Below are 26,916 nucleotides of genomic sequence, written 5' to 3' on the forward strand. Positions count from 1 at the left end.
ACGCGGTGGCTGCCCTGACGGCGAGGAACATACCCAGATCGAAGGTGTCTGGGTACGTCCACCTGACTGTCATGCGGCCTTAACCACTCGTCCGCCAGCAGATCGAAAGTGATCAACAGCTCCGAACCCCTCAGAGCATTCGTTCAAGTATTCAAGCCATCACTACGAAGAGTCGCGCTTTTCGCGCAGATCATCACCTCAGAGTGAGGGATGCTTTGATCGATCAAAACAAAAGAAGGTGGCACCCAGTGCCACCTTTTGAGAGGTGCAACCCCGCCTGATGTGCTCATCTGAGCAACGAACGCATCAGGCGTGGCGAGGATCACTTCTCAGATGAGACCCTACCGAGACCGGAATCTCAGCCCCCGGACGTGTCCGACTCCGCTTCCGCACTCACGGCGGAGCAGTCGTACGGGTCCTTCAACCAGCCGTCCGGCAGGACAACCCGCCCATTGCCGGACGAACGCCCCCGGGGTCCGTCCGCCCCCACGGGCCACGACTGGTCCAGATCGAGCTCGCTCAAGTGAGCGTCCATTTCGTCCAGGGATGAGGAGATAGCAAGCTTCTTCCGCATCTCCGATCCGACGGAGAAGCCCTTCAAGTACCAGGCGACGTGCTTACGGAAGTCAATGACCCCGCGTGCCTCGTCCCCGATCCACTCCCCGAGCAGTTCCGCGTGCCTGCGCATCACCGCGGCGACCTCGCGCAGCGTCGGGGCGGCGTACGCGCCCGTGCCCTCGAAGCCCGCCACCAGGTCCCCGAACAGCCACGGCCGCCCCAGGCACCCGCGCCCGACGACCACACCGTCGCAGCCGGTCTCGCGCATCATGCGCAGCGCGTCGTCGGCGGACCAGATGTCGCCGTTGCCGAGGACCGGGATCTCCGGCACGTGCTCCTTGAGGCGCGCGATGGCGTCCCAGTCGGCCGTACCGCCGTAGTGCTCCGCCGCCGTGCGCCCGTGCAGGGCGATGGCCGTGACGCCCTCCTGCACCGCTATCCGCCCCGCGTCGAGGTAGGTGAGGTGGTCGTCGTCGATGCCCTTGCGCATCTTCATCGTCACCGGCAGCTCGCCCGCGTTGGACACGGCCTCGTTCAGAATGGCCCGCAGCAGGGGCCGCTTGTACGGGAGCGCCGAGCCGCCGCCCTTGCGCGTCACCTTGGGCACCGGGCAGCCGAAGTTCAGGTCGATGTGATCGGCCAGGTCCTCGTCCACGATCATGCGGACCGCCTTGCCGACCGTGACGGGGTCCACGCCGTACAGCTGGATCGAGCGCGGTGTCTCCGTCGCGTCGAAGTGGACCAGCTGCATCGTTTTCTCGTTGCGCTCGACCAGCGCCCTGGTCGTGATCATCTCGCTGACGAACAGCCCCTTCCCGCCGGAGAACTCGCGGCACAGGGTGCGGAACGGGGCGTTGGTGATGCCGGCCATGGGCGCGAGCACCACCGGCGGCTGCACGGAGTGCGGGCCGATGGAGAGCATGGGGAGCGCGGTGGTCATGGCCCCATTGTCCCGTACGGCGGGAGTCGTTAGTGAGCCGTACTATCCGCGTATGCCCGAGCTCGGTCACCGGCGGCGGTTGCTGGTGCTGGCGATCTGCTGCATGAGCCTGCTGATCGTGAGCCTCGACAACACCGCACTGAATGTCGCCCTCCCGTCCATGCGCGCGGAACTCGGCGCCACGGTGGCCGGGATGCAGTGGGCGGTCGACGCGTACACGCTCGTCCTCGCCTCGCTCCTGATGCTCGCCGGCTCCACCGCCGACCGGATCGGACGGCGCAAGGTCTTCCTGGCCGGTCTCGTGCTCTTCACGTTCGGCTCGCTGCTCTGCTCGCTCGCCCCGAGTCTCGGTGCGCTCGTCGCGTTCCGCATGGTCCAGGCCGTCGGCGGCTCGATGCTCAATCCGGTCGCCATGTCGATCATCACCCACACCTTCACCGAGCCGCGCGACCGGGCCCGCGCGATCGGCGTGTGGGGCGGTGTGGTCGGGATCTCGATGGCCGCCGGACCGCTGATCGGCGGCCTGCTGGTCGACGCGGTGGGCTGGCGGGCGATCTTCTGGGTCAACCTGCCGGTCGGACTCGCCGCACTGCTGCTGACGGCCCGCTACGTACCGGAATCCCGCGCTCCCAAACCGCGCCGCGCGGACCCGGTGGGACAGCTGCTCGTCATCGCGCTCCTCGGCTCGCTGACGTACGCGATCATCGAGGCGCCCGTGGCGGGCTGGACCTCGCCGCCGATCCTGCTGTGCGCGGGAACGGCCGTGACGGCCCTCGTGGGCCTTCTCGTGTACGAACCGAGGCGGGCGGAGCCACTCATCGATCTGCGGTTCTTCCGCAGCGCGCCCTTCAGCGGGGCCACCGTGATCGCGGTGTGCGCGTTCGCGGCGCTCGGCGGGTTCCTCTTCGTGAACACGCTGTACCTCCAGGATGTGCGCGGGTTCTCCGCCCTGCACGCCGGGCTCTACATGCTGCCGATGGCGGGGCTGACCCTGGTCTGCGCACCGCTGTCCGGACGGCTCGTCGGCAGTCGCGGCCCGCGGCTGCCGCTGCTGGTGGCCGGCGTCGCTATGGCGGCGAGCGGCGTCCTGTTCGCGGCGTTCGAGGCGGAGACGTCCACGCCCCTGCTGTTCACCGGCTACGTGCTCTTCGGCCTCGGCTTCGGCATGGTCAACGCGCCGATCACCAACACGGCCGTGTCGGGCATGCCGCGCGCCCAGGCGGGCGTGGCCGCGGCCGTCGCCTCGACCAGCAGGCAGGTCGGCCAGACGCTGGGCGTCGCCGTCATCGGGGCGGTGCTCGCCGCCGGGGTGCATGAGCGCCCGTACGACGCCGCCTTCGTCGCGGCGAGCAGGCCGGCCTGGTGGATCATCGCCGGGTGCGGGCTGTGCGTCCTGCTGGTGGGGGCGCTGACCAGCGGCCTGTGGGCCCGGGGGACAGCCGCCCGGGCGGCCGCGCGGCTGGAGGACTCCCCGACGGGCCGGCCGCCGGCGGGCGCGGTGCGCTGAGGCCGGACAGACCTGTGGGCCCGGACCGCTGCGTGCGGTCCGGGCCCACGGGCCGTGGCGTACTGCCTGTACTGCTGGTGCGTACGGCGGTGCCGCGTCAGCTCTGCGCGTCCTGGGCGCCCTCAGCGGTCGCCTCGCCGCCCTCGTCGCCGGCGGCGCGCTCACGCATCTTGCGCAGCAGCTCCTGCTTGTGGTCGGACGCGAGCCTGCGGTCGGCGTTGCGCGTGGGGCCGTTGTCCGCGACCTCGGCGCGGGACATCCTCTTGCGCTGGCCGCCTACGCCGAGAAGGTTGTTGCGGCTCTTTGCCACGGGGTTCTCCCGATGTGGTGTGAAGTGATCTGCGGATTCGTCGGGTGGGGGGCGGACGTGGGGTCCGCCGCGCGCTCACTCGTAGATCTGGAAGAACATGCATGCGACATTACCCGGCCTCGGGAGCACCGGGCACCAGATTTTCCGGCCAGGGCCGCCGTGGGCACGCGGCCGCGGCACCGCGGTGCGCACCGGACGCGGCGCGCCGGAAGGCCCCGGGTCCGCTGGGCGGAACCGGGGCCTTCGGGACGTACGAGCGGGTCAGCAGCCGAGGAGGCGGCCGCCCAGGTACGACTGGATCTGGTCCAGCGAGACGCGCTCCTGCTTCATGGTGTCGCGCTCGCGCACCGTCACGGCGTTGTCGTCGAGGGTGTCGAAGTCGACGGTGACGCAGAACGGCGTACCGATCTCGTCCTGACGGCGGTAGCGGCGGCCGATGGCGCCCGCGTCGTCGAACTCGATGTTCCAGTTCTTGCGCAGGTCGGTCGCCAGGCCCTTGGCCTTCGGCGACAGCTGCGGGTTGCGGGACAGCGGCAGCACCGCGACCTTGACCGGCGCGAGGCGCGGGTCGAGACGCATGACGGTGCGCTTCTCCATGACGCCCTTGGCGTTGGGGGCCTCGTCCTCGGTGTACGCGTCGAGCATGAAGGCGAGCATGGCGCGGTTCACGCCGGCCGCCGGCTCGATGACGTACGGGGTGTAGCGGTCGCCGGCCTCCTGGTCGAAGAACGACAGGTCCTGGCCCGAGGCCTTGGAGTGGGCCTTGAGGTCGAAGTCGGTTCGGTTGGCGACGCCCTCCAGCTCGGAGAACTCGTTGCCGCCGAAGTTGAAGCGGTACTCGATGTCCGCGGTGCGCTTCGAGTAGTGCGAGAGCTTCTCCGCCGGGTGCTCGAACCAGCGCATGTTCTCCTCACGGAGACCAAGCTCGCGGTACCAGCTCCAGCGCTGCTCCATCCAGTATTCCTGCCACTGCTCGTCCTCGCCCGGCTTGACGAAGAACTCCATCTCCATCTGCTCGAACTCGCGCGTGCGGAAGATGAAGTTGCCCGGAGTGATCTCGTTCCGGAAGGACTTGCCCATCTGCGCGATGCCGAACGGCGGCTTCTTGCGCGAAGTCTGCTGCACCTGGGCGAAGTTGGTGAAGATGCCCTGCGCGGTCTCGGGGCGCAGGAAGGCGCGCGAGCCGGTGTCCTGGGTCGGGCCCAGGTGCGTCTCCAGCATGCCGGAGAACTGCTTGGGCTCGGTGAACTGGCCCTTGGTGCCGCAGTTCGGGCAGTTGACGTCGGCGAGACCGTTCTCGGGGGCGCGGCCGTTGTGCTTGGCCTCGTACGCCTCGATCAGGTGGTCCGCGCGGTGGCGCTTGTGGCACGCGGTGCACTCGGTGAGCGGGTCGGAGAACGTCGCGACGTGACCGGACGCCTCCCACACCTCGGGGGCCAGGATCACCGAGGAGTCGAGACCGACGACGTCCTCGCGCGCGATGACCATGGAGCGCCACCACTGGCGCTTGATGTTCTCCTTGAGCTCGACACCCAGCGGTCCGTAGTCCCAGGCGGCCCGGGAGCCGCCGTAGATCTCACTGCACGGGTAGACGAAGCCACGGCGCTTGCTCAGGCTGACGATGGTGTCGATCTTGTCGGCGGCCACGGTGCTCTCTTCATTACGACGACGACGAACGCGAATGATTCAGATTACCGGCGCTCGTACCCCCCGGATCAAATCGGTACCGGGGTAAGGACGCGGTCGCAGCCCGGGCTCACGTCACACCACCCATTATTGACAATCGTTTCCACTTTAGTTGAAAATGGGAGTCATGAACGTACGACGACGCCTCATACCCACCGCCGCTACCGCCGGAGCTGTCGCGCTCGGCCTCATGGCCGTCACCGCCTGCGGTTCCTCCTCCGGCCCCGCCGGGAAGAACGGCGACGGCAAGCTCGACGTGGTGGCGTCGTTCTACCCCATGCAGTACCTGGCCGAGGAGATAGGCGGCGACCACGTCGCCGTATCGACCCTCACGAAGCCCGGCGTGGAGCCGCACGACCTGGAGCTCAGCCCGAAGCAGACCGCCGGTCTCGGCGAAGCGGGGCTCATCCTCTACCTCAAGGGCCTCCAGCCCGCCGTCGACGAGGCCGTCGCGCAGTCCGGTGTGAAGAACACCGTCGACGCCGCCGGCCTCACCCACCTCGAAGAGCACGGCACCGAGACCGGCGGCGACGAGCACGCCGGCGAGGAGCACACGGACGAGCACGCCGAAGAAGAGGGCCACGGCCACTCCGAAGCGGGCGGCGACCCCCACATCTGGCTGGACCCGGTGAAGTACGCCGAGGTCGCCGAGGGCGTCGGCAAGGCCCTGGAGAAGGCCGACCCCGACAACGCCGCCGCGTACAAGAAGAACACCGCCGCCCTGGTCGGCAAGCTCGACGGCCTGCACGAGAAGTTCGAGAAGGGCCTGAAGAACACCGACACCCGGACGTTCATCACGACCCACGCCGCCTTCGGCTACCTCGCCGAGCGCTACCACCTCAAGCAGGAGGGCATCAGCGGCATCGACCCCGAGTCCGAGCCCAGCCTCTCCCGCATGAAGTCCCTGCAGAAGACCGCCGAGGACGACAAGGTCACCACGGTCTTCTTCGAGACACTCGTCAGCGACAGGACCGCCAAGACCCTCGCGGGCGACACCGGACTGCGGACCGACGTCCTGGACCCGCTGGAGGGAATCACGGACAAGTCCAAGGGCGCTGACTACATCGAGGTCATGGAGTCCAACCTCGCCGCGCTGGAGAAGGCCCTCGGCGCGAAGTGAAGCAGATCACCCCGGCACCATCGGAGGCGCGAGCCATGAAGTCTGAGCCAGAGCAGCCCGTCATATCCCTGCGCGGCGCCACGGCCACCCTCGGCTCGCGCCCCGTGCTGCGCGGCGTCGACCTCTCCGTGCACCGGGGTGAGGTCGTGTCGCTGCTGGGCGCGAACGGCTCGGGCAAGTCGACGGCGGTGCGTTCCGTCATCGGCCAGGTGCCCCTCACCGGCGGCTCCGTGGAGCTCTTCGGTACGCCGCTGCGCCGCTTCCGCTCCTGGTCCCGCGTCGGGTACGTACCGCAGCGCACCACGGCCGCCAGCGGCGTTCCCGCCACCGTGTACGAGGTCGTCTCCTCCGGCCGCCTCTCCCGCGCGAAGCTGCGGTGGCCCACCAGGGCCGACCGCGCCGCCGTGCACCGCGCCATCGAGCTCGTGGGTCTCGCGGACCGCGCCAGGGACTCCGTGAACGCCCTGTCCGGCGGCCAGCACCAGCGCGTGCTCATCGCGCGGGCGCTCGCCTCGGAGCCGGAACTGCTGATCATGGACGAGCCGATGGCCGGTGTGGACCTCGCCAGTCAGGAGATCCTGGCCGCGACCCTGCGCGAGCAGGTCGTCGCCGGTACGACCGTCCTTCTCGTCCTGCACGAACTCGGCGCCCTGGAGCCGCTGATCGACCGCGCGGTGGTGCTGCGCGACGGATGCGTCACCCACGACGGACCGCCTCCGGAGTCGCTGGGGCAGCACGCGCTGCCCGGCCACGACCACGTACACCCGCACTCGGACTCCGAGCGCGTCCGGACGGGACTGCTGACCTGATCATGGAAATTCTCGAAACAGCCTTCATGCAGCGGGCCCTGCTCGCCGCCGTCCTCGTCGGCATCACCGCCCCCGCGGTCGGCATCTACCTCGTACAGCGCCGCCAGGCCCTGATGGGCGACGGCATCGGCCATGTCGCCATGACCGGCGTCGGCCTCGGCTTCCTGCTGAGCGCCAACCCGGTGTGGATGGCCGCCCTCGTCTCGATCGCCGGCGCCGTCGCGATGGAACTGATCCGCTGGTACGGGCGCATGCGCGGCGACATGGCCCTGGCCATGCTCTTCTACGGCGGCATGGCGGGTGGCGTCCTGCTGATCAACCTCGCGCCGAACGGCTCGAACTCCAACCTCACGTCGTACCTCTTCGGCTCGCTGTCGACCGTCTCGGACGCGGACGTCGTCGCGATCTGCCTGCTGGCCGCCTTTGTGATACTCGTCACGGTCGGCCTGCGGCGGCACCTCTTCGCGATCAGCCAGGACGAGGAGTTCGCCCGCGTGACCGGCCTGCCGGTGCGCGCCCTGAACCTGCTGATCGCCGTCACCGCGGCGGTCACGGTCACGGTCGCGATGCGCGTCGTCGGGCTCCTGCTGGTCAGCGCGCTGATGGTGGTGCCGGTGGCCGCGGCGCAGCAGATCACGCGGTCCTTCAAGGTCACGTTCGTCCTGGCCGTGGCCATCGGCACGGCCGTGACGCTGGCCGGCACGGTGACCTCGTACGAGTACGAAGTGCCGCCGGGCGCGACCATCGTGCTGCTGGCCATCGGCGTCTTCTTCCTGCTCACCGCGCTGGCCGCCCCGCTCGCCCGGCGCCGGGCCCGCGCCGCGAGCGAGGCGGAGGCCGGAACGGCGGCCGCCTGTAGCGTGGAGGCCGGCGGACTGCCCGACGGCTTCCGCCCCGCCAACGGCGCCAAGGTCTGACCGGCGTCCGGCGGCGACCTGGCAGAATGGCCCGGCATACGTACGGGCGACCAGAGGAGGCACCTGTGAGCACTGCGGGAACCCCATCCCCGGTGCGTGGCCGGTCCACCCGGCAGCGGGCCGCCGTGGCGGCCGCGCTCGACGAGGTGGACGAGTTCCGCAGCGCGCAGGAGCTTCACGACATGCTCAAGCACCGGGGCGACTCGGTGGGGCTGACGACGGTCTACCGCACCCTGCAGTCCCTCGCCGACGCCGGCGAGGTGGACGTGCTGCGCACCAGCGAGGGCGAGGCGGTGTACCGGCGCTGCTCCAGCGGCGAGCACCACCACCACCTGGTGTGCCGGGTGTGCGGCAAGGCCGTGGAGGTCGAGGGCCCCGCGGTCGAGAAGTGGGCGGAGGCCATCGCGGCCCAGCACGGGTACGTGAACGTGGCGCACACCGTGGAGATCTTCGGCACCTGTGTGGAGTGCGCGGCGAAGGTCTGAGACGTACGTCGGCGGGCCCGCACCGGACGTGTCCGGTGCGGGCCCGCTCTCGTTGCCCTCACGCCGTCTCCCGAGCCCCTCAGAGCCGCCGCAGGTTGCGGTCGAGGAGCGCCAGCAGCCGGTCCGCGTCGGCCGGGTCCGCGAGCCCCCGCTTGGGGAGGACCTCGACGCACAGGATGTTCGGGTCCCGGCTGAGCAGGACGACGTGGTCCGCGGTCTCCTGGTAGCCCCGGAAGAGCGACCAGCGCAGGGCAAGCGTGGCGTAGTCGTTGGCGGCCGAGACGCCCGCGTCGGTGACGGTCGTACGGTATTCGCCCTGCCACTCCACCGTCCGCAGCACCTGCCTGGCCTGGAGACGCGGGATCCACCACAGGCACAGGGCGATCAGTCCGTACACGAGGACGTTCATCGCCCCCGCGCCGCCCGGTCTCAGCGCCAGCAGCAGGCCGAACCCCGCGATCAGCGCGATCAGCGCCCACCGCAGTACGTCGAGCCGCCGGACGCGCTCGCGTATCCGGATGCCCGCCAGAACGTCGCCGCGCGTCGGCCGGTAGGTCAGCTCGACGGTCTCCCCGGCCTGGCTCATGTCCCGCCCCTGATCGTTCATGGGGCGGGATCCTAGCCACGTCCGGCGGGCGCGCCCGCGCCGCCCTACATGCTGCCGGCGGCGAGCTGCTGTTCGTTCGGGACGGCCCCGCCGAAGCGGCGGTCGCGGGAGGCGTACTCGACGCAGGCGCGCCACAGGTCGCGGCGGTCGAAGTCGGGCCACAGGACGTCCTGGAAGACCATCTCGGCGTACGCGCTCTGCCAGATCAGGTAGTTGGACGTGCGCTGCTCGCCGCTGGGGCGCACGAAGAGGTCCACGTCCGGCATGTCCGGGTAGTACATGTACTTGGCGAAGGTCTTCTCGTTGACCTTCGACGGGTCGAGCCGGCCGGCCGCGACGTCGCGCGCGATCGCCTGCGCCGCGTCCGCGATCTCCGCGCGCCCGCCGTAGTTGACGCAGAAGTACAGCGTCATGGCGTCGTTGTCCTTGGTCTGCTCCTGGGCGACCTGGAGCTCCTGGACGACGGACTTCCACATCTTCGGCATGCGGCCGGTCCACCGGATGCGGATGCCGAGTTCGTCCATCTCGTCCCGGCGGCGGCGGATGACGTCCCGGTTGAAGTTCATCAGGAAGCGCACCTCCTCGGGCGAGCGCTTCCAGTTCTCGGTGGAGAAGGCGTACAGGGAGAGGTTCTTGACGCCCATCTCGAGGCAGCCCTTGAGCACGTCGAGCACGACGCCCTCGCCGACCTTGTGGCCCTCGGTGCGCGGCAGCCCGCGCTCCTTGGCCCAGCGGCCGTTGCCGTCCATGACGATCGCCACGTGCTCCGGTACGAGCTCGCCGGGGATCTTCGGCGGCCGCGCACCGGACGGGTGCGGTTCCGGCGTCTTGTACTCGCGCCGGTTACGGCCCAGAATCCCGCGTCGTGCCATGAGTTTGCCTCTCCCTCGATTCACTTTTCCACATACCGCAGCGAGCGCAGCCCGCGCTCCAGGTGCCAGTGCAGGTAGGCCGACACCAGTCCGCTGCCCTCCCGGACGTGCCGCGCCTCACATCGGTCCGCCGTCTCCCAGTCCCCCGTCAGCAGCGCGCTGAGCAGTCCGACGGCCTCCGCCGAGGGTACGACGCTTCCGGGCACCCGGCAGTCGCCGCAGACGACGCCGCCGGCGGCGACGGAGAAGAACCGGTTCGGCCCGTGCAGCCCGCACCGCGCGCAGTCGTCGAAGCTCGGCGCGTACCCGTTGACCGCCAGCGAGCGCAGCAGGAAGGCGTCGAGGATGAGGTGGGGGGCGTGCTCGCCGCGGGCGAGGGTGCGCAGGCCGCCGACGAGCAGCAGGTACTGCTGCACGGCGGGCTCGCCCTCGTGGTCGGTGAACCGCTCGGCGGTCTCCAGCATCGCCGTACCGGCGGTGTAGCGGCCGTAGTCCGTGACGATTCCGCCGCCGTAGGGAGCGATCGTCTCGCTCTGCGTGCACAGCGGCAGGCCGCGCCCGACGAGTTCGCTGCCCCGCGAGAAGAACTGCACGTCGACGTGCGAGAAGGGCTCCAGGCGCGCGCCGAACTTCGACTTGGTCCGCCGCACGCCCCGCGCGACCGCGCGTACGCGGCCGTGACCTCGGGTGAGCAGCGTGATGATCCGGTCCGCCTCACCGAGCTTCTGGGTGCGCAGCACGATGCCGTCGTCGCGGAACAGGGTCATGCGACCATTCTCGCCCACCGGGCACCCATCAAGGAGACCTTTGGGTGGTCATAAGGTCTGCTTATGAGGTCATAGGCGGGGGTCGCGTACCTGTCCGGGCATTTCGTTGCCTAGGGTGACGCACGAGACAGTTGTCGCCACCCGAAGGGAAATCCCCCATGCCCCGCCCCCTGAGGGTCGCGATCGTGGGCGCCGGCCCCGCCGGAATCTACGCCGCCGACGCCCTGCTGAAGTCCGACGCCGCGACCGACCCCGGGGTCTCCATCGACCTCTTCGAGCGGATGCCGGCGCCCTTCGGGCTGATCCGTTACGGCGTCGCCCCGGACCACCCCCGCATCAAGGGCATCGTCACGGCGCTGCACCAGGTCCTGGACAAGCCGCAGATACGGCTCTTCGGCAACGTCGACTACCCGTCGGACATCGGCCTGGACGACCTGCGCGCGTTCTACGACGCGGTGATCTTCTCCACCGGCGCGAGCGCCGACCGGGCGATGGACATACCCGGCATCGACCTCGACGGCTCGTACGGCGCGGCCGACTTCGTCTCCTGGTACGACGGGCACCCCGACGTGCCGCGCACCTGGCCGCTCGACGCGGAGAAGGTCGCCGTGCTCGGCGTCGGCAACGTGGCGCTCGACGTGGCCCGCATCCTCGCGAAGACCGCCGACGAGCTGCTCCCGACCGAGATCCCGCCGAACGTGTACGACGGCCTCGCCGCCAACAGGGCCCGCGAGATCCACGTCTTCGGGCGGCGCGGTCCCGCTCAGGCGAAGTTCAGCCCGATGGAACTGCGCGAGCTCGACCACTCCCCCACGATCGAGGTCGTCGTCAACCCCGAGGACATCGACTACGACGACGGCAGCATCGCCACCCGCCGCGCCAACAAGCAGGCGGACATGGTCGCCAAGACGCTGGAGAACTGGGCGATCCGCGACATCGGCGACCGGCCCCACAAGCTCTTCCTGCACTTCTTCGAGTCGCCCACCGAGGTCGTCGGCGAGGACGGCAGGGTCGTGGGGCTTCGCACGGAGCGCACGCGGCTCGACGGCACGGGCAACGTCACGGGCACGGGCGAGACGCAGACCTGGGACGTGCAGGCCGTCTACCGCGCGGTCGGCTACCTCTCGGACGAACTCCCCAAGCTTCCCTTCGACTTCACCACCGGCACCGTTCCGCACGAGGGCGGCCGCGTGATCGAGGCGGGCGGGCACCTGCCGTCGACGTACGTCACCGGATGGATCAAGCGCGGCCCCGTCGGCCTCATCGGCCACACCAAGGGCGACGCCAACGAGACGGTGGCGAACCTGCTGGAGGACCACGGGGCCGGCCGTCTGCCCGCCCCTGCCGCGCCCGCGGAGGACGCCGTGGTGGACTTCCTCGCGGGCAGGGGCGTCGCCTACACGACGTGGGAGGGCTGGCACCGCCTCGACAGCGCGGAGCGCGCGCTGGGCGAGGCCGAGGGCCGCGAGCGCGTGAAGATCGTCGAGCGTGAGGCCATGCTGAGGGCGAGCGAGGAGCCGCGGGACTGAGCCGGGCGGACGGGCCCGGCCCGCTTCACGAGGGCGTACGCGCCGTCGACAGCAGCCGGGCCGTGTCCTCCGGGCGGATCAGCAGCGCGCCGCCGACGATCGTCAGCACCTCGCGCTCGGCGGGGCTGTACGGGCCGTCGGCGAGGGCGATCCGGGCGCCCTGGAGCAGGATCGCTTCGCGGCCCGCGGGCGCGAGGTGCGGGGACAGCGGTTCGAGCGCCTCGTGCAGTTCGATGGCGAGCGCGGCGCCGCAGGGGTCGGAGGGATCCGGAGCCCCTTCGTACGCCCCCAGGAGACGCCCGGTGTCGGCCGCGAGGGCGTCGACGAGGGTCGTGAGCCGGTCCTCGGTGCAGTCGTCGAACCCGGCGGCCCGGACGGCCTGGACCGCGGTCACCCGGACCGTGCGGGAGGACGTCCCGCCCGCGGCGAGGACGGCGAGGGCCACGGTGTGGACGGCGTCGCGCAGCATCGCGGCGAGGCGCACGGTGGTGGGGTGGTCGAGCGCCTCGGTGCCGAAGTGGCCCTGGCAGGCCGCGCATTCGACGACCGGGCCGACATCGCCGCGCGACAGGAGCGGGACGCCGAGCACGGTGAAGCGCCTGCGGCCCGTGCGCCGCCGGTAGTTGCGGTCGCCGCCGCAGCCGGGGCAGAAGAAGTCACCGTCGCCGACGGTGTTCCATGCGGTGCGCATGCCCCACACGCATCGTTTCCGCCCTCGGGTTCGCAGCACGTCGCACCTCCGTAACGCTCCGGCAACGCTGCCGTGTTGCCGTGATGTTAGCCACATCCGAGATCTCACGTCAGCACCCTCGCGGTGCCGGGGACACGCGAAAGGCCGGGCGTGGCCGAAAATCGACCCGCCCGGCTTCACATCACCGGAGCCCGGAGTGTCAGCGCGTGGCCCGGTTCACGGCCGAGACGACGGCCTTCAGGGAGGCGCGCGTGGTGTTCGCGTCGATGCCGATGCCCCACAGAACCTTGCCGTCGATGGCGCATTCGATGTACGAGGCGGCCTGGGCGCTCGCGCCCTCGCTCATCGTGTGCTCCTGGTAGTCCAGCAGCCTGGCGTCCACGCCGACCGCTCCCAGCGCCTCGAAGAAGGCCGAGATCGGGCCATTGCCGGTGCCTGTCAGCACCGTGTCGACGCCGTCCACGACCGCCTCGACGGTCAGCGTGTCCTGGCCGTCCTTGTCGGTCGTCGTCTGACCGGAACGCAGCTGGATGCGCCCCCACGCGTTCTCGGAGTTCGGCAGGTACTCGTCCTGGAAGACCGACCAGATCGCCTTCGGCGTGACCTCGCCGCCCTCGGCGTCCGTCTTGGCCTGGATGATCCGGGAGAACTCGATCTGCATGCGGCGCGGCAGGTCCAGCTTGTGGTCGTTCTTCAGGACGTACGCGATGCCGCCCTTGCCGGACTGCGAGTTGACCCGGATGACCGCCTCGTACGAACGGCCCACGTCCTTCGGGTCGATCGGCAGGTACGGCACGGCCCACTCGATGTCGTCGACCGTCTTGCCGGCGGCGGCCGCCTCGGCCTCCATCGCGTCGAAGCCCTTCTTGATGGCGTCCTGGTGGGAGCCGGAGAAGGCGGTGTAGACCAGGTCGCCCGCGTAGGGGTGGCGCGGGTGGACCTCCATCTGGTTGCAGTACTCGCTGGTGCGGCGGATGTCGTCGATCTGAGAGAAGTCGATCTGCGGGTCGACGCCCTGCGAGAAGAGGTTCATGCCCAGGGTGACCAGGTCGACGTTGCCGGTGCGCTCGCCCTGCCCGAACAGGCAGCCCTCGATGCGGTCCGCGCCCGCCATGATCGCCAGCTCGGCGGCGGCGACGGCGGTGCCGCGGTCGTTGTGCGGGTGCACGGACAGGCAGACGTACTCGCGCCGCGTCAGGTGGCGCGACATCCACTCGAAGCGGTCCGCGTGCGTGGACGGCGTGGAACGCTCCACGGTGGCGGGCAGGTTCAGGATGATCTCCCGGCCCTCCTCCGGCTGCCACACGTCGCAGACGGCCTCGCAGACCTCCAGGGCGAAGTCCAGCTCGGTGTCGGTGAAGATCTCCGGGCTGTACTGGTAGCCGAAGACCGTCTCCGGGCCCAGCAGCTTGTCGGCGTACTCCATGACCAGCCGCGTGCCGTCCACGGCGATCTGCTTGACCTGCTCCTTGGAGCCGCGGAAGACGACGCGGCGGAAGGTCGGCGCGGTGGCGTTGTAGAGGTGCACGGTCGCGCGGCGGGCGCCGACCAGCGACTCGACGGTCCGCTCGATCAGCTCTTCGCGCGCCTGGGTCAGGACGGAGATCGTCACGTCCTCGGGGATCGCGCCCTCTTCGATGATGGAGCGCACGAACGCGAAGTCGGTCTCGCCGGAGGACGGGAAGCCGACCTCGATCTCCTTGTAGCCCATGCGTACGAGCAGGTCGAACATCTCGCGCTTGCGGGCCGGGCTCATGGGGTCGATCAGGGCCTGGTTGCCGTCACGCAGGTCGGTGGACAGCCAGCGCGGCGCCTTGGTGATCCGGTGGTCGGGCCAGGTGCGGTCGGGGATGTCGACGGCCTCGTACGAGCCGTACTTGTGGATCGGCATCCCGGACGGCTTCTGCAGCTGCGTCGCGTTGGTGATCGGCGTGGGGCGGCCAACAGGGGCGTTCATCGCGTGGGGCTCCTCGGTGTCCTGCAAAGGGGACGGCCGACGGTGTCGCTGCAGCACCAGACTCCGCGGGGAGGGGGTCGGCCTGGAACTACAGACCCTCGCCGCGGCAGCTAAGGAGAAGCAGCCCGTAACGCATGATGTGCCGCAGCCTAGCCGAGTCGGGCCGGTTTCGCCGGACCCGTATCAGTATGCGGGACCACCCCGGGGGTAACGGGCGGGTAACGGGCGAAAGTGATCCTTCACTCGATTTCATCAATCGTGGTCGCAAGTAGTGACTGCTCGGTGACCCAGTGCGACATTGCGGCCATGAAGGCCACACATCCCGTGTTCTGCACCATCGTGCCGCCCCACATCCTCGACGAGCTCGCCCGGGCCGACGACCCGGCACTCGCGGGCCCCGCGCGCCGGACCCTCGAAGCAGACGCCGCCCAGCGCACCCACCGCCGGCTGACCACGGTGCTCGGCGTCCCGGCGGCCGCCGGGTCCGGCGCGGCGGACGGCAAGCCGCACCGCACCGTCCACGACGCGCAGAACCGCCAGCGGCTGCCGGGCGTCAAAGTGCGCGGCGAGGGCGAGGAGCCGGGCGGGGACGCGACCGTCAACCGCGCGTACGCGGGTCTGGGCGCGACGTTCGAACTCCTCCTCACAGCCTTCGCGCGCGACTCGATCGACGGGAACGGCCTGCCGCTCGTCGCGAGCGTCCACTACAGCGAGAACTACGGGAACGCCTTCTGGGACGGCGAGCAGATGGTCTTCGGCGACGGCGACGAGATCTTCCGCGACTTCACGCTCCCCGTGGACGTCATCGCCCACGAGCTGTCCCACGGCATGACGCAGTACACGGCCAACCTCACGTACTTCGGCCAGCCCGGCGCCCTCAACGAGTCCGTGTCCGACGTCTTCGGCTCCCTGGTCAAGCAGTACGTCAACGACGAGACGGCCGAACGGGCCGACTGGCTGATCGGCGCGGGCCTGCTGACCGACCGCGTCACCGGCGTGGCCCTGCGTTCCATGAAGGCGCCCGGCACGGCGTACGACGACGACGTGCTCGGCAAGGACCCGCAGCCCGCGAGGATGGCGGACTACGTCCGCACCGGCCGCGACAACGGCGGCGTCCACATCAACTCCGGCATCCCGAACCACGCCTTCTACCTCCTCGCCACGGACCTCGGCGGCAAGGCGTGGGAGCGGGCGGGACAGATCTGGTACGACACCCTGACCGGCGGCGGCCTCCAGGTCGACGCGAGCTTCGCGGACTTCGCGCGGGCCACCGTGGCGGCGGCGCAGGCCCGTTTCGGTGACGGCGAGGAGCGGGAGGCTCTGCTGAAAGCGTGGTCCGTGGTCGGGGTGCCTACCGGCTGAGCCGTATCCGTACTAGAACGGAACCATGCGAATCGGGGTAAGGCGCACAGGAGGCTTCGCCGGCATCGAGCGGTACGCCGAGGTGGACACCTCCGGACGGACCGACGCCGCGGAATGGCACACCCTGGTCGAGGAGGCGGTCTCCGCCGGCCGGGGCACGCCGCCGGTCGGCGTGCCGGACGGGTTCAGCTACCAGATCACGGTCGACGGGAAGACCGTCTACTGCGCGGACCCGAGGCTGACCGAGGCGCAGAGCCGGCTCATCTCACAGGTGCTGAAGGAAGGGGCCTGAACGGTCCACGGATCGCCGTACCGCAGTGTGGTGGTGCGTGGCCACCAAGAAGATCACCATCTCGCTTCCCGAGGAACTCGTGGAGTCGGCTCGCGGGCTCACGGACAACCTGTCCGGTTACGCGGCGGAAGCCCTCGCCCGCAGAATCCGCAACGACCTGCTGGCCGAGGAGTTGCGACGCTACGAACGCGAGCACGCCGCGTTCACCGACGAGGAGCGCGCCGAGGCCGACGCGCTGCTGCACGGCGCCGGTGCCCCGCGCGAGGAAGCGGCGTGACGACCCTTGTCCTGGACTTCCAGGGCCTGTCCGCCTGGACCGCCGGTGACCGCAAGGTCACCGCGCTCGTCGACGCGGCACAGCGCAGCGAGACCGACCTGGTCGTCAGCGCCAACACCGATCATCGAGGTCGCACACGCGAAGACCGAAAACCGGCTGCTCTCCCGTATCAAGGTGGAACCGGTCCCGGAGCGCGGCGCGAAGGCCGCGGCCCGGCTGCTCAAGGATGCCGGGTTGCACGGGCGCAAGTACGCGATCGACGCCACCATCGCCGAAGCGGCCGGCAGGCAGGCAGGCCCGGTCGCCATACTGACGTCGGACGACGTCGGACATCGACGACATGGACATCGACGACATGACGAAGCTCTGCGGCGGCCGGGTCCGGCTGATCGCGGTCTGACGCGACCACATTCCCGCACAGGCCCCATTGACAGGGTTACCGGCGGTACCGAGCATCGCTGGATGACGTCGCTGCCGCCGCACCCGCTGCCCCGCTTCCCCGCCGACTTCCTCTGGGGGGTGTCGACTTCGGCTCATCAGATCGAGGGCGCGGTCGGCGTGGGCGGCCGGGGGCCGTCGTCGTGGGACGCCTTCGCCGCCGAGCCGGGACGGATCAAGGACGGTTCGGACGCGTCGGTCGCGACCGACCACTACCACCGGTACGCCCAGGACGTCGCACTGATCAAGGACCTGGGCGTCGGGGCGTACCGCTTCTCGGTGGCCTGGCCGCGGGTGATGCCGGAGGGCTGCGGGCCGGTGAACGCGGCCGGGCTCGGCTTCTACGACCGGCTCGTCGACGAGCTGTGCGCCGCCGGGGTGCGTCCGGTGCCGACCCTCTTCCACTGGGACACCCCGCTGGCGCTGGAGAAGGCCGATGGCTGGCTGGAGCGGGACACCGCCCACCGGTTCGCGGAGTACGCCGATGCGGTGGCCGCCCGGCTGGGTGACCGGGTGGACCGCTGGATCACGCTCAACGAACCCGCCGAGGTGACGCTGCTCGGCTACGGGCTCGGGGAGCACGCCCCCGGCAGGCGCTTGCTCTTCGACGCGCTGCCCGCCGCCCACCACCAGCTCCTGGGCCACGGACTCGCCGTACAGGCGCTGCGGGCCAGGGGCGCGGGCGGCATCGGGATCGCCAACTCGCACGGACCGGTGTGGCCGGCGTCGGAGGGTGAAGAGGACACGGGCGCTGCCGGCCTGTACGACCTGCTGCTCAACCGGCTGTTCGCCGACCCGCTGCTGCTCGGGCGGTATCCGGACGGCATCGCCGAGATGCTTCCCGGTCCGGTGGCCGAGGACCTGGAGGTCATCGCGCGGCCGGTCGACTGGTACGGGGTCAACTACTACCAGCCGACGCTGGTCGGGGCCCCCGGCGCGGACGCGCCCACCGACTTCGCGGGCGTCGGGATACCGCCGGAGATGCCGTTCTCCGTACGGGAGATCGAGGGCCACCCGCGCACGGCCTTCGGCTGGCCGGTCGTCCCGGAGGCCCTGACCGAGCTGCTGACCTCCATGCGCGAGCGGTACGGCGACCGGCTGCCGCCGGTCGTCATCACCGAGAACGGCTGCCCGTACGACGGTCTGGACGACCAGGAGCGGATCGCCTTCCTCGACGGCCACCTGCGGGCGCTGCACCGGACGCTGGAGGCGGGCGTCGACGTACGCGGCTACTTCGTCTGGTCGCTGACGGACAACTTCGAGTGGGCCGAGGGGTACGCCCAGCGCTTCGGCCTCGTGCACATCGACTACGAGACGCTGGCCCGGACGCCGAAGGCGTCGTTCCACTGGCTGCGGGACGCGCTGCGCGAGCAGCGGCCGCCCGGGGCGTCCGGGCGGCCGTGACGGCTCAGAAGCCCAGTTTGCGTAGCTGCTTCGGGTCGCGCTGCCAGTCCTTGGCGACCTTCACGTGGAGGTCGAGGAAGACCGGCGTGCCCAGCAGGGCCTCGATGTGCTTGCGCGACTTCGTGCCCACGTCCTTCAGGCGCTGGCCCTTGGGGCCGATGATGATGCCCTTCTGGCTGGGACGCTCGATGTAGACGTTCGCGTGGATGTCGAGGAGCGGCTTGTCGGCCGGGCGGTCCTCGCGCGGCAGCATCTCCTCGACGACGACCGCGATGGAGTGCGGCAGCTCGTCCCGTACGCCTTCGAGCGCGGCCTCGCGGATCAGCTCCGCGACCATGACCATCTCGGGCTCGTCGGTGAGATCGCCCTCGGGGTAGAGCGGCGGGCTCTCGGGGAGCAGCGGGATCAGCAGGTCGGCGAGGAGCGAGACCTGCTTGTCGCCGACGGCGGACACCGGGACGATCTCCTGCCACTCGAAGCCGAGCTCCTTGGAGAGCTGGTCGATGGCGATGAGCTGCTCGGCGAGCTGCTTGGAGTCGACGAGGTCGGTCTTGGTGACGATCGCGACCTTCGGCGTCTTCTTGATCCCCGCGAGCTCCTTGGCGATGAACTTGTCGCCGGGGCCGAGCTTCTGGTCGGCGGGCAGGCAGAAGCCGATCACGTCGACCTCGGCCCAGGTGGTGCGTACGACGTCGTTGAGACGCTCGCCGAGCAGCGTGCGCGGCTTGTGGAGGCCGGGGGTGTCGACCAGGATCAGCTGCGCGTCGGGGCGGTGCACGATCCCGCGCACGGTGTGGCGGGTGGTCTGCGGCCGGCTGGACGTGATGGCGACCTTCTGGCCGACCAGAGCGTTCGTCAGGGTGGACTTGCCCGCGTTGGGGCGGCCGACGAAGCAGGCGAAGCCGGCCCGGTGGGGGGCCTCGGAAGACTGGGTGCGAGCGCTCATGCGTGCCATTCTCCCCGATGTACGCCGCGGAGCCGACCAGTGCCCGCCCCGGGGGCGGGCGTGCGGCCCGGCAAGGCGGCGCTTTCCGGCCTCGGCGGCGGCGCCCCCGTGCGGCGGGGGCTCACGCCCGGCCGCGCCGGCCTTGGCGTCAGCCCGCCGTGACGCTGGCCCGCAGCACCCCGTCCGGCCCCGCGACGAGCACCGGCGTCGCCGCCCCGCCCAGGTCGCGCACCGCCGCGCGGTCCTCCTCCGAGGCGCCTTCCGCGTCGGTCACGACCGCCGCCGCCTCCAGCGACGTCGCGCCGCTCGCGACGGCCATCGCCACCGCGGTGCGCAGTGCGCTCAGCCGCAGGGAGTCGAGCGCGACGGTCCCGGCGACGTACGTACGGCCCGTCTCGTCCCGTACGGCCGCTCCCTCCGGCACCCCGTTGCGCGCCCGCGCGCTGCGCGCCAGCGTGATGATCTTGCGGTCCTCGGGGTCGAGTTCGGTGCTCGGCGTGGTCTCAGTCATGCCCCGAGCATAGGGAGCGGGCACCGCTCAGCCCGCGACCGGGTACATCGAGCCGCGCCGCCCCTCCGGCGAGGCGAGCCACTCCAGCTTCGCCGCCGTGTCCGCCTCCGGGAGCGCCGTGTGCAGCACGATCGCCAGGTCGGGACGGGCCGGCACGCGCAGCTGCGTCGACTCCACGACGAGCGTGCCGACCACCGGGTGTTCCATCTCCTTGCGGACCTGGCCGCCCGGCGCGATGTCCCGCCGCCGCCACAGCTCGGCGAACTCGGGCGAGAGTTCGGTGACCTCGTCGACGACCGCGCGGAAGCCCTCGTCGTCCGGCCGCTCCGAGCACGCGGCCCGGTACTGCGCGACGACGTTCGCCGCGTTCTGCTCCCAGCTCTTCGCCCGCGAGCGGTAGACGGGGTCGGTGAAGAAGGCGACCAGGCAGTTCTGAGTGATCCCGGGCCGCATGCCCAGCACCGCGCCGGCCGCGTCGTTGTGGACGACCGTGTTCCAGTACGCGTCCATGATGTGCGCGGGGTACGGCATCCACGCGTCGATCAGCCGGCGCAGACCCTCGCACATGTCGGCGTACCGCGGATCGACCTCCGGCGCGGGCGGGTTGAGCCCGGCCAGGACGTACAGGTGACGGCGCTCCGCGCTGCTCAGCCGCAGCACCCGGCCCACCGAGTCGAGCACCTGCGGCGAGACGGTGATGTCCCGGCCCTGCTCCAGCCACTGGTACCAGGAGACGCCGACGCCCGCGAGGACGGCCACCTCCTCCCGGCGCAGTCCGGGCGTACGCCGCCTGCCTCCGCCGTCCGGCAGTCCGGCTTCCGCCGGGCTGACCCGGGCGCGTCTGCTCATCAGGAACTCGCGCAGTTCGCCCAGACGGTGAGCTTTGAGATCGACCGGTGCGGCCAAGCGCTCCACGTACTCCCCCTGTCCCGCTGCCTGGTGGTGGCAGCAACAGGATAAGTTCCCGCTCCCCACGGTTGTTCCGACGGCCGCAGGGTGGCGGGCATGCCCACAGACACCTCCACCCCGACCACGCCGGTGACCACGCCGGCGTCCGCACCGGCGCCGGTCCCCGTGAAGCTCTCCGCCCGCGCCAGGCTGGTCCTCTTCGTGCTCTGCGCCGCCCAGTTCATGGTGGCCCTCGACTTCTCCGTACTGAACGTCGCGCTGCCCGTCCTCGGCGAGGACCTCGGCATGAGCCGGTCCGCGCTGCAGTGGGCGGTCACCGCCTTCGCACTGCCCTCCGGCGGATTCCTGCTGCTCTTCGGGCGGGCCGCCGACCTGTTCGGGCGGCGCAGGCTGTTCCTCGCGGGCCTCGCCGTCTTCGGCGCCGCCTCCCTCCTCGCCACCTTCGCCTGGGACCCGGCCTCCTTCCTGGCCGGGCGGGCGCTCCAAGGGCTGGGCGCCGCCGCCATCGTGCCGACCGGCATGTCGCTGCTGACCACCACGTTCCCCGAGGGCCCGCAGCGCGACCGGGCGCTGGGCATCAGCGGCACGCTGCTCTCGCTCGGGTTCACCGTCGGCATGGTGCTCGGCGGCGTCATGACCGACACCCTCGGCTGGCGCTCGACGATGGGCCTGCTGGCTGTCGCCTCCGTGCTCGTCCTCGTTCTCGCGCCGGGTCTGCTGACGGAGTCCCGCCACCCCGGGCGCCCGCGCCTCGACCTGCCCGGCGCGGTCACCGTCACGGGCGGCCTGCTGGCACTGATCTACGCCCTGTCGACGGCGGCGGAGCACGGGTTCGGCGGCGCCGACGTCCGGGTCACGCTGGTCTCGGGCGTCCTCCTTCTCGCCGCCTTCTGGTACGTCGAGTCCCATGCCGCCGCGCCGCTCGTCTCGCTGCCGATGCTGCGCCGCCGGACCGTGGCCTGGGGCAATGTTGGCGGGCTGGTGACGTTCTCGATGATGAGCACGGTCGTCTTCGTTCTCACCCTCTACCTCCAGGAGGTGCTGGAGCTCTCCGCCTTCCGGACCGGCCTCGTCTTCGGCTTCCAGGGCGCGCTGTCCGTCGTGGCCGGCACGTTCGCCCCCCGGGTCATCGGCCGCTTCGGCGCCCGCCGCACGCTCGTGGGCTCGCTGCTCGGCCAGGGCGTGCTCGTGGCCGTCCTGCTCGCCGTCGGCACCGAGACGGGCGCTCTGCTGGCGACCGCCGCCGTATCGCTCGCGAGCATGTGCCACCTGGGCGCGATCATCTCGTACGGGCTGATCGTCACGTCCGGCGTCCCCGACGAGGAGCAGGGCCTGGCGACCGGGCTCGTCACCACGACCCAGCAGGTCGGCCTCACCGTCGGCATCCCGATGCTGGGCGTGCTGGCGACGACGCACGGCTCGCTCTTCGACGGTGTCCGCACGGTCCTGGCCGTGGACGCGGCGATCGTGGTCGCGGCGGCGGTCCTGGTGGGTGTGGGGCTGCGGACCCGGCGCGGCGTCTGAGGCCGGTGTCAGGCCCGGTCGAGCCGCAGGCGCTCGGCCTTCGGGAGGCCGGCCACGACCAGGTCGTACGAGTCCTCGATCAGCTCCCGGACCACGCGGTCCGGGAGCTGCCCGTCGACGGTGACCGTGTTCCAGTGGCGCTTGTTCATGTGCCAGCCGGGGACGATCTCCGCGTGCTCCTCGCGGAGCCGCACCGCGATCTCCGGTTCGCACTTGAGGTTGACGGTGAGCGGCTCGGCGTCCAGGGCGCTGAGCGCGAAGAGCTTCCCGAGGACCTTGAAGACCGAGGTCTCGGGGCCGAAGGGGAACTCCTCGGTCGCGGCGTTGAATTCCAGACAGAACGCCCTGAGCTCCTGCGGCGTCATGCCTCCTCCTTCTTCTGCGGCTCCACCAGCACCGTGACGATCTTGTTGCGGCGGCCGGCCGGGGACTCCGCGGTCAGGCGCAGCGCGCGCCCGTCGGGGAGGTCCACCGTCGTGTGCGCGCCGGCGATCGGCACGCGGCCGAGCGCCTTGGCGAGCAGCCCGCCGACCGTTTCCACGTCCTCGTCGTCGAACCCGTCGAAGCCGAAGAGCTCGCCGAGGTCGCCGATGTCGAGCCGGGCGGTCACCCGGTAGCAGCCGTCGTCCAGCTCCTCGACGGGCGGCAGTTCGCGGTCGTACTCGTCCGTGATCTCTCCGACGATCTCTTCGAGGATGTCCTCGATGGTGACGATGCCGGCCGTGCCGCCGTACTCGTCGATGACGACGGCGACGTGGTTGCGCTCCTGCTGCATCTCCCGCAGCAGGTCGCCCGCGTTCTTTGTGTCGGGGACGAAGACGGCGGGGCGCATCGCGGTCGAGACGAGGTCGGACTCGGACTCGCGGTTGATGTGCGTCTTCCTGACCAGGTCCTTGAGGTAGACGATGCCGACGATGTCGTCCTCGTTCTCGCCGGTCACCGGGATGCGGGAGAAGCCGGAGCGCAGGGCGAGGGTGAGGGCCTGGCGGATCGTCTTGAAGCGCTCGATGGAGACCAGGTCGGTCCTGGGCACCATGACCTCGCGCACCAGCGTGTCCCCGAGCTCGAAGACGGAGTGCACCATGCGGCGCTCGTCGTCCTCGATCAGTGACTCCTGCTCGGCCAGGTCGACCATCGCGCGCAGCTCGGCCTCGCTGGCGAAGGGGCCCTTGCGGAAGCCCTTGCCGGGCGTGAGCGCGTTGCCGATGAGGATCAGCAGCTGCGGGACGGGGCCCATGACGCGGGCGAGCGGCAGCAGGACGTACGCGGACGCGGTCGCCGTGTTGAGCGGGTGCTGGCGGCCGATGGTGCGCGGGGAGACGCCGACGGCGACGTACGAGACCAGGACCATCACGCCGATGGCCACGGCCAGGGCCTCCCAGGTCGCGTCGAACTCGCGCAGGCAGGCGTACGTCACCAGGACGCCGGCGGCCATCTCGCAGGCCACCCGCATCAGCAGGGCCACGTTCAGGTACCGGACCGGGTCGGACGCGACCTGCGCCAGCTTGGCGCTGCCGCGCCGGCCGGACCGTACGGCCTCGGCGGCCCGGAAGCTGGACACGCGGGCGATGCCCGCCTCGGCGCAGGCGGCCAGCCAGGCGACCACGACCAGCAGGACGGCGCCGGTGATCAGCTGGGCGGTCATGAGACGGTCGGCGCGGGGGACGGACCGGTCAGGCCCTTCTCCGCTCGCCAGCCGTCGACGATCGCCGCCTGGAGGCCGAACATCTCGGCCTTCTCGTCCGGCTCCTCGTGGTCGTAGCCCAGCAGGTGCAGCACGCCGTGGACGGTCAGGAGCTGGAGTTCCTCGTCCATGGAGTGCCGCGTGTCCGCCTCCTCCCCCTGCTTCTGGGCGACCTCGGGGCAGAGCACGATGTCACCGAGGAGCCCCTGGGGGGGCTCCTCGTCGTCCTTCTTCGGCGGACGCAGCTCGTCCATCGGGAAGGACATGACATCCGTCGGTCCCGGGAGGTCCATCCACTGGATGTGGAGCTGCTCCATGGCGGCCGTGTCCACGACGATCACCGACAGTTCGGAGAGCGGGTGGATCCGCATCCGGGTGAGCGCGTAACGGGCGATGTCGAGGATCGCCTGCTCGTCGACTTCGGTGCCGGATTCGTTGTTGACGTCGATCGACATGGTGCTGGATCTACCCCTGCTTCAAAGTCACAGCCCGTTTTGGCTGTCGTCGTACTTCTGGTACGCGTCGACGATACGGCCGACCAGCTTGTGCCGGACGACATCCTGGGACGTGAGCCGGGAGAAGTGGACGTCGGGGACGTCGTCCAGGATGTCCTGGACCTGGCGCAGACCGCTCTTCGTCCCGCCCGGCAGGTCGACCTGGGTGACGTCGCCCGTGACGACGATCTTCGAGTCGAAGCCGAGCCTGGTCAGGAACATCTTCATCTGCTCGGCGCTGGTGTTCTGCGCCTCGTCGAGGATGATGAACGCGTCGTTGAGCGTCCGGCCGCGCATGTACGCCAGCGGGGCCACCTCGATCGTGCCCGCGGCCATCAGGCGCGGGATCGAGTCGGGGTCGAGCATGTCGTGCAGGGCGTCGTAGAGCGGGCGCAGGTACGGGTCGATCTTCTCGTAGAGCGTGCCGGGCAGGAAGCCCAGCCGCTCGCCCGCCTCGACGGCGGGCCTGGTCAGGATGATCCGGTTGACCTGCTTGGACTGCAGGGCCTGGACCGCCTTGGCCATGGCGAGGTAGGTCTTGCCCGTACCGGCGGGGCCGATGCCGAAGACGATGGTGTGCTTGTCGATGGCGTCGACGTACCGCTTCTGGTTGAGCGTCTTGGGGCGGATGGTGCGACCGCGGCTGGAGAGGATGTTCTGCGTGAGCACCTCGGCCGGGGTCTCGGTGACGGCTTCCGCGCCACCGGCGTTCCCGTTCGCTCTGAGCATGGCGATCGAGCGTTCCACTGCGTCCTCCGTCATCGGCAGTCCGGTGCGGAGCACCAGCATCATCTCGGCCAGCAGGCGCTGGATCAGGGCGACCTCCGTCGGGTCACCGACCGCGCTGACCTCGTTCCCCCTGACGTGGATGTCCACGTCGGGGAAGGCGTTCTCGATCACGCGCAACAGGGAATCGCTGGAACCCAGGACCATCACCATGGGGTGTGTGTCCGGCACGGTGAACTGGGCGCGGGCCTGCGGCTGTGTGGGTGTCTGAGTCATGGGCCGGCACTGTGGCCTGCACGTACCTCCCGTTGCAGGGTTCTCGCTGCTCGACAACCTCTTGCGTCCAAGCGTACGACGGTGCACTGACAAGGCCGAAGGCTTTTCGCACCCGGCCCCGGCACGGGCTCACCGCCCGGTCACGCGGGCCTGCGGAAACCGATCGTCGGCACCGCCCTGCGCAACGGCCACGCCCGGGTCGCGGTCGGCAGCAGCCCGTCCAGGAAGGCGTACCGGCGCAGCGCCTGCGGGTCCTGCCCGTCGACCGCCTGCACCTGCTGCCACCAGGCCGCGATCTCCGACCAGCCGGGCGCCGACAGCGATCCCCCGAACTCCTGCACCGACAGGGCCGCGGTCAGTCCCGCGAAGGCCAGCCGGTCGGCGAGCGGCCAGCCGGCGAGGGTGCCGGTGACGAAACCGGCCACGAAGACGTCGCCCGCGCCGGTCGGGTCCAGCGCCTCCACTGCGATGGCGGGCACCTCGGCGGTCTCCCCGGTCGAGCCGTCCACGGCGTACGCGCCCTCGGCCCCCAGCGTGACGACCGCGACCGGGACCTTCTCGGCCAGGGCGCGGGCGGCGGCGCGCGGGCAGTCGGTTCGGGTGTAGCGCATGGCCTCCTCGGCGTTGGGCAGGAACGCCTCGCAGTGCGCCAGGTCGGTGAGGCCGGCCAGGTCCCAGCGGCCCGTGTCGTCCCAGCCCACGTCGGCGAAGATCTTCGCCCCGCGGCGGGCGGCGGAGGCGATCCACTCCTCCGTCCGGCCGGGCGTGAGGGCGGCGATGGCGGCCCGCGCGCGGGGCGGGCAGTCGGGGAAGGGTCCGGGCCCGGCCGGCGGCGGGGCCTCGTGGCCGTGGGAGACCATGGTGCGCTCGCCCTCGTACGCCATGGAGACGGTGACGGGCGAGTGCCAGCCGGGGACGGTCCGTGACATCTTCAGGTCGATGCCCTCGCCGTCGGCGAGCGCGTCCCAGCAGTACTCGCCGTAGTGGTCGTCGCCGAAGGCCGCGGCCAGCGACGTGCGCAGGCCGAGACGGGCCAGGGCGGTGGCCATGTTGGCGACGCCGCCGGGGCTGGAGCCCATGCCGCGGGCCCAGGACTCGGTGCCGCGCACCGGGGCGTTGTCGAGGCCGGTGAAGATGATGTCGAGGAAGACCGTGCCGGTGAGGAACACGTCGCAGCACGGTCCATCGGGTTCGCGCAGCCCGTCCAGGGGGTCGAGGTCCGTGGCCTCGTGCTGCCGCTCGATGCCGTCCGTGGCCGCTGTCGTGGCCGCCGCGTGCTTGCTCTCCGTGCTCACCGTGCGCTCCCGTGATGTGGTGC

28 protein-coding genes are annotated in these 26,916 nt (G+C 70.6%); 11 read left to right on the top strand and 17 right to left on the bottom strand.

All coding sequences use genetic code 11. The features are described from left to right. Positions 1-358 precede the first annotated feature (358 nt). Positions 359-1,498 (bottom strand): tRNA dihydrouridine synthase DusB, encoded by a 1,140-nt coding sequence (gene dusB, locus AC07FK_RS08340; protein WP_479103646.1) that lies wholly within the window; start codon positions 1,496-1,498, stop codon positions 359-361. A gap of 52 nt (positions 1,499-1,550) precedes the next feature. Between dusB and AC07FK_RS08345 the strand changes: the two genes are divergently transcribed. Further along, a complete protein-coding gene (locus AC07FK_RS08345; protein ID WP_479103647.1) occupies positions 1,551-3,005 on the top strand; it encodes an MFS transporter in 1,455 nt (484 codons plus the stop codon). 97 nt (positions 3,006-3,102) lie between these two features. Here the strand turns inward: AC07FK_RS08345 and AC07FK_RS08350 are convergent, their stop codons facing one another. Together AC07FK_RS08350 and AC07FK_RS08355 are read right to left on the bottom strand one after the other, a co-directional pair. Further along, positions 3,103-3,315: a DUF6243 family protein gene (locus AC07FK_RS08350; protein ID WP_479103648.1), complete on the bottom strand. Its 213-nt coding sequence runs from the start codon at positions 3,313-3,315 to the stop codon at positions 3,103-3,105. Positions 3,316-3,576: 261 nt separating this feature from the next. Further along, positions 3,577-4,962 (bottom strand): glycine--tRNA ligase, encoded by a 1,386-nt coding sequence (locus AC07FK_RS08355; protein ID WP_479103649.1) that lies wholly within the window; start codon positions 4,960-4,962, stop codon positions 3,577-3,579. Positions 4,963-5,128: 166 nt separating this feature from the next. On the opposite strand from AC07FK_RS08355, the gene AC07FK_RS08360 reads away from it, so the two are divergent. From AC07FK_RS08360 to AC07FK_RS08375, 4 genes are read left to right on the top strand one after another with little or no spacing between them, the layout of a single operon-like run. Continuing rightward, a complete protein-coding gene (locus AC07FK_RS08360; protein ID WP_479103650.1) occupies positions 5,129-6,121 on the top strand; it encodes a metal ABC transporter substrate-binding protein in 993 nt (330 codons plus the stop codon). A 35-nt stretch (positions 6,122-6,156) separates the two neighbouring features. Continuing rightward, a complete protein-coding gene (locus AC07FK_RS08365) occupies positions 6,157-6,930 on the top strand; it encodes a metal ABC transporter ATP-binding protein (protein WP_479103652.1) in 774 nt (257 codons plus the stop codon). A 2-nt stretch (positions 6,931-6,932) separates the two neighbouring features. Next, complete coding sequence (locus AC07FK_RS08370) at positions 6,933-7,847, top strand: metal ABC transporter permease (RefSeq protein ID WP_479103653.1); 915 nt, start codon at positions 6,933-6,935, stop codon at positions 7,845-7,847. Between the two features lie 26 nt (positions 7,848-7,873). Continuing rightward, positions 7,874-8,332 carry a Fur family transcriptional regulator gene (locus AC07FK_RS08375; protein ID WP_479103655.1) on the top strand — a complete coding sequence of 153 codons (459 nt, stop codon included), beginning with the start codon at positions 7,874-7,876 and terminating at the stop codon, positions 8,330-8,332. Between the two features lie 79 nt (positions 8,333-8,411). Here the strand turns inward: AC07FK_RS08375 and AC07FK_RS08380 are convergent, their stop codons facing one another. The 3 genes from AC07FK_RS08380 to recO are packed head-to-tail and all read right to left on the bottom strand — an operon-like array spanning position 8,412 to position 10,578. Beyond that, entirely contained in the window at positions 8,412-8,939 is a 528-nt protein-coding gene (locus tag AC07FK_RS08380; RefSeq protein WP_479103657.1) for a YcxB family protein, read from the bottom strand. 44 nt (positions 8,940-8,983) lie between these two features. After that, a complete protein-coding gene (locus AC07FK_RS08385; RefSeq protein WP_479103658.1) occupies positions 8,984-9,811 on the bottom strand; it encodes an isoprenyl transferase in 828 nt (275 codons plus the stop codon). Between the two features lie 20 nt (positions 9,812-9,831). Then, positions 9,832-10,578 (bottom strand): DNA repair protein RecO, encoded by a 747-nt coding sequence (recO, locus tag AC07FK_RS08390; RefSeq protein ID WP_479103660.1) that lies wholly within the window; start codon positions 10,576-10,578, stop codon positions 9,832-9,834. Positions 10,579-10,736: 158 nt separating this feature from the next. Here recO and AC07FK_RS08395 point away from each other — a divergent pair, with 158 nt between their 5' ends. Next, the gene (locus tag AC07FK_RS08395) at positions 10,737-12,107 is read left to right on the top strand and encodes an FAD-dependent oxidoreductase (RefSeq protein WP_479103662.1); all 1,371 of its coding nucleotides are present in this window, start codon (positions 10,737-10,739) and stop codon (positions 12,105-12,107) included. Positions 12,108-12,132: 25 nt separating this feature from the next. Here AC07FK_RS08395 and AC07FK_RS08400 read toward each other — a convergent pair whose 3' ends face one another. Together AC07FK_RS08400 and leuA are read right to left on the bottom strand one after the other, a co-directional pair. Continuing rightward, on the bottom strand, positions 12,133-12,798 hold the full coding sequence (locus AC07FK_RS08400; RefSeq protein WP_479103663.1) for a TerB family tellurite resistance protein: 666 nt from the start codon (positions 12,796-12,798) through the stop codon (positions 12,133-12,135). A 199-nt stretch (positions 12,799-12,997) separates the two neighbouring features. Then, positions 12,998-14,755 (bottom strand): 2-isopropylmalate synthase, encoded by a 1,758-nt coding sequence (gene leuA, locus AC07FK_RS08405; RefSeq protein ID WP_479103665.1) that lies wholly within the window; start codon positions 14,753-14,755, stop codon positions 12,998-13,000. A gap of 306 nt (positions 14,756-15,061) precedes the next feature. On the opposite strand from leuA, the gene AC07FK_RS08410 reads away from it, so the two are divergent. From AC07FK_RS08410 to AC07FK_RS08420, 3 genes are read left to right on the top strand one after another with little or no spacing between them, the layout of a single operon-like run. Next, positions 15,062-16,117 carry a M4 family metallopeptidase gene (locus AC07FK_RS08410; RefSeq protein ID WP_479103667.1) on the top strand — a complete coding sequence of 352 codons (1,056 nt, stop codon included), beginning with the start codon at positions 15,062-15,064 and terminating at the stop codon, positions 16,115-16,117. 25 nt (positions 16,118-16,142) lie between these two features. Next, positions 16,143-16,409: a protealysin inhibitor emfourin gene (locus AC07FK_RS08415; protein ID WP_479103669.1), complete on the top strand. Its 267-nt coding sequence runs from the start codon at positions 16,143-16,145 to the stop codon at positions 16,407-16,409. A 37-nt stretch (positions 16,410-16,446) separates the two neighbouring features. Continuing rightward, positions 16,447-16,686 carry a type II toxin-antitoxin system CcdA family antitoxin gene (locus tag AC07FK_RS08420; RefSeq protein WP_479103671.1) on the top strand — a complete coding sequence of 80 codons (240 nt, stop codon included), beginning with the start codon at positions 16,447-16,449 and terminating at the stop codon, positions 16,684-16,686. A 105-nt stretch (positions 16,687-16,791) separates the two neighbouring features. Here AC07FK_RS08420 and AC07FK_RS08425 read toward each other — a convergent pair whose 3' ends face one another. Next, the gene (locus AC07FK_RS08425) at positions 16,792-17,142 is read right to left on the bottom strand and encodes a hypothetical protein (protein ID WP_479103672.1); all 351 of its coding nucleotides are present in this window, start codon (positions 17,140-17,142) and stop codon (positions 16,792-16,794) included. A gap of 6 nt (positions 17,143-17,148) precedes the next feature. Here AC07FK_RS08425 and AC07FK_RS08430 point away from each other — a divergent pair, with 6 nt between their 5' ends. After that, complete coding sequence (locus tag AC07FK_RS08430) at positions 17,149-18,528, top strand: GH1 family beta-glucosidase (protein WP_479103674.1); 1,380 nt, start codon at positions 17,149-17,151, stop codon at positions 18,526-18,528. A 4-nt stretch (positions 18,529-18,532) separates the two neighbouring features. On the opposite strand, the gene era is transcribed toward AC07FK_RS08430, so the two are convergent. The 3 genes from era to AC07FK_RS08445 all read right to left on the bottom strand — a co-directional run bounded on the left by era (position 18,533) and on the right by AC07FK_RS08445 (position 20,834). Next, positions 18,533-19,474, bottom strand: coding sequence for a GTPase Era (gene era / locus AC07FK_RS08435; protein WP_028813516.1), 942 nt, complete (start codon positions 19,472-19,474; stop codon positions 18,533-18,535). A gap of 148 nt (positions 19,475-19,622) precedes the next feature. Beyond that, the gene (locus tag AC07FK_RS08440; RefSeq protein ID WP_479103676.1) at positions 19,623-19,985 is read right to left on the bottom strand and encodes a cytidine deaminase; all 363 of its coding nucleotides are present in this window, start codon (positions 19,983-19,985) and stop codon (positions 19,623-19,625) included. Between the two features lie 27 nt (positions 19,986-20,012). After that, positions 20,013-20,834, bottom strand: a complete 822-nt coding sequence (locus AC07FK_RS08445) for a helix-turn-helix transcriptional regulator (RefSeq protein ID WP_479103943.1) — start codon at positions 20,832-20,834, stop codon at positions 20,013-20,015. 156 nt (positions 20,835-20,990) lie between these two features. Here AC07FK_RS08445 and AC07FK_RS08450 point away from each other — a divergent pair, with 156 nt between their 5' ends. After that, complete coding sequence (locus AC07FK_RS08450) at positions 20,991-22,418, top strand: MFS transporter (RefSeq protein ID WP_479103677.1); 1,428 nt, start codon at positions 20,991-20,993, stop codon at positions 22,416-22,418. A gap of 8 nt (positions 22,419-22,426) precedes the next feature. Here AC07FK_RS08450 and AC07FK_RS08455 read toward each other — a convergent pair whose 3' ends face one another. From AC07FK_RS08455 to AC07FK_RS08475, 5 genes are all read right to left on the bottom strand, one after another. Then, complete coding sequence (locus AC07FK_RS08455) at positions 22,427-22,783, bottom strand: MmcQ/YjbR family DNA-binding protein (protein ID WP_479103678.1); 357 nt, start codon at positions 22,781-22,783, stop codon at positions 22,427-22,429. Further along, positions 22,780-24,063: a hemolysin family protein gene (locus AC07FK_RS08460; protein WP_479103679.1), complete on the bottom strand. Its 1,284-nt coding sequence runs from the start codon at positions 24,061-24,063 to the stop codon at positions 22,780-22,782. Before AC07FK_RS08460 ends, AC07FK_RS08455 begins: the two co-directional genes overlap by 4 nt. After that, positions 24,060-24,557, bottom strand: coding sequence for an rRNA maturation RNase YbeY (gene ybeY, locus AC07FK_RS08465; protein WP_479103681.1), 498 nt, complete (start codon positions 24,555-24,557; stop codon positions 24,060-24,062). Before ybeY ends, AC07FK_RS08460 begins: the two co-directional genes overlap by 4 nt. Before the next feature lie 27 nt (positions 24,558-24,584). Then, positions 24,585-25,598, bottom strand: coding sequence for a PhoH family protein (locus tag AC07FK_RS08470; RefSeq protein WP_479103682.1), 1,014 nt, complete (start codon positions 25,596-25,598; stop codon positions 24,585-24,587). Between the two features lie 140 nt (positions 25,599-25,738). After that, a complete protein-coding gene (locus AC07FK_RS08475; protein ID WP_479103945.1) occupies positions 25,739-26,842 on the bottom strand; it encodes a carbohydrate kinase family protein in 1,104 nt (367 codons plus the stop codon). Positions 26,843-26,916: the final 74 nt, after the last annotated feature.

It is taken from the genome of Streptomyces sp. NPDC046122, assembly GCF_056429965.1.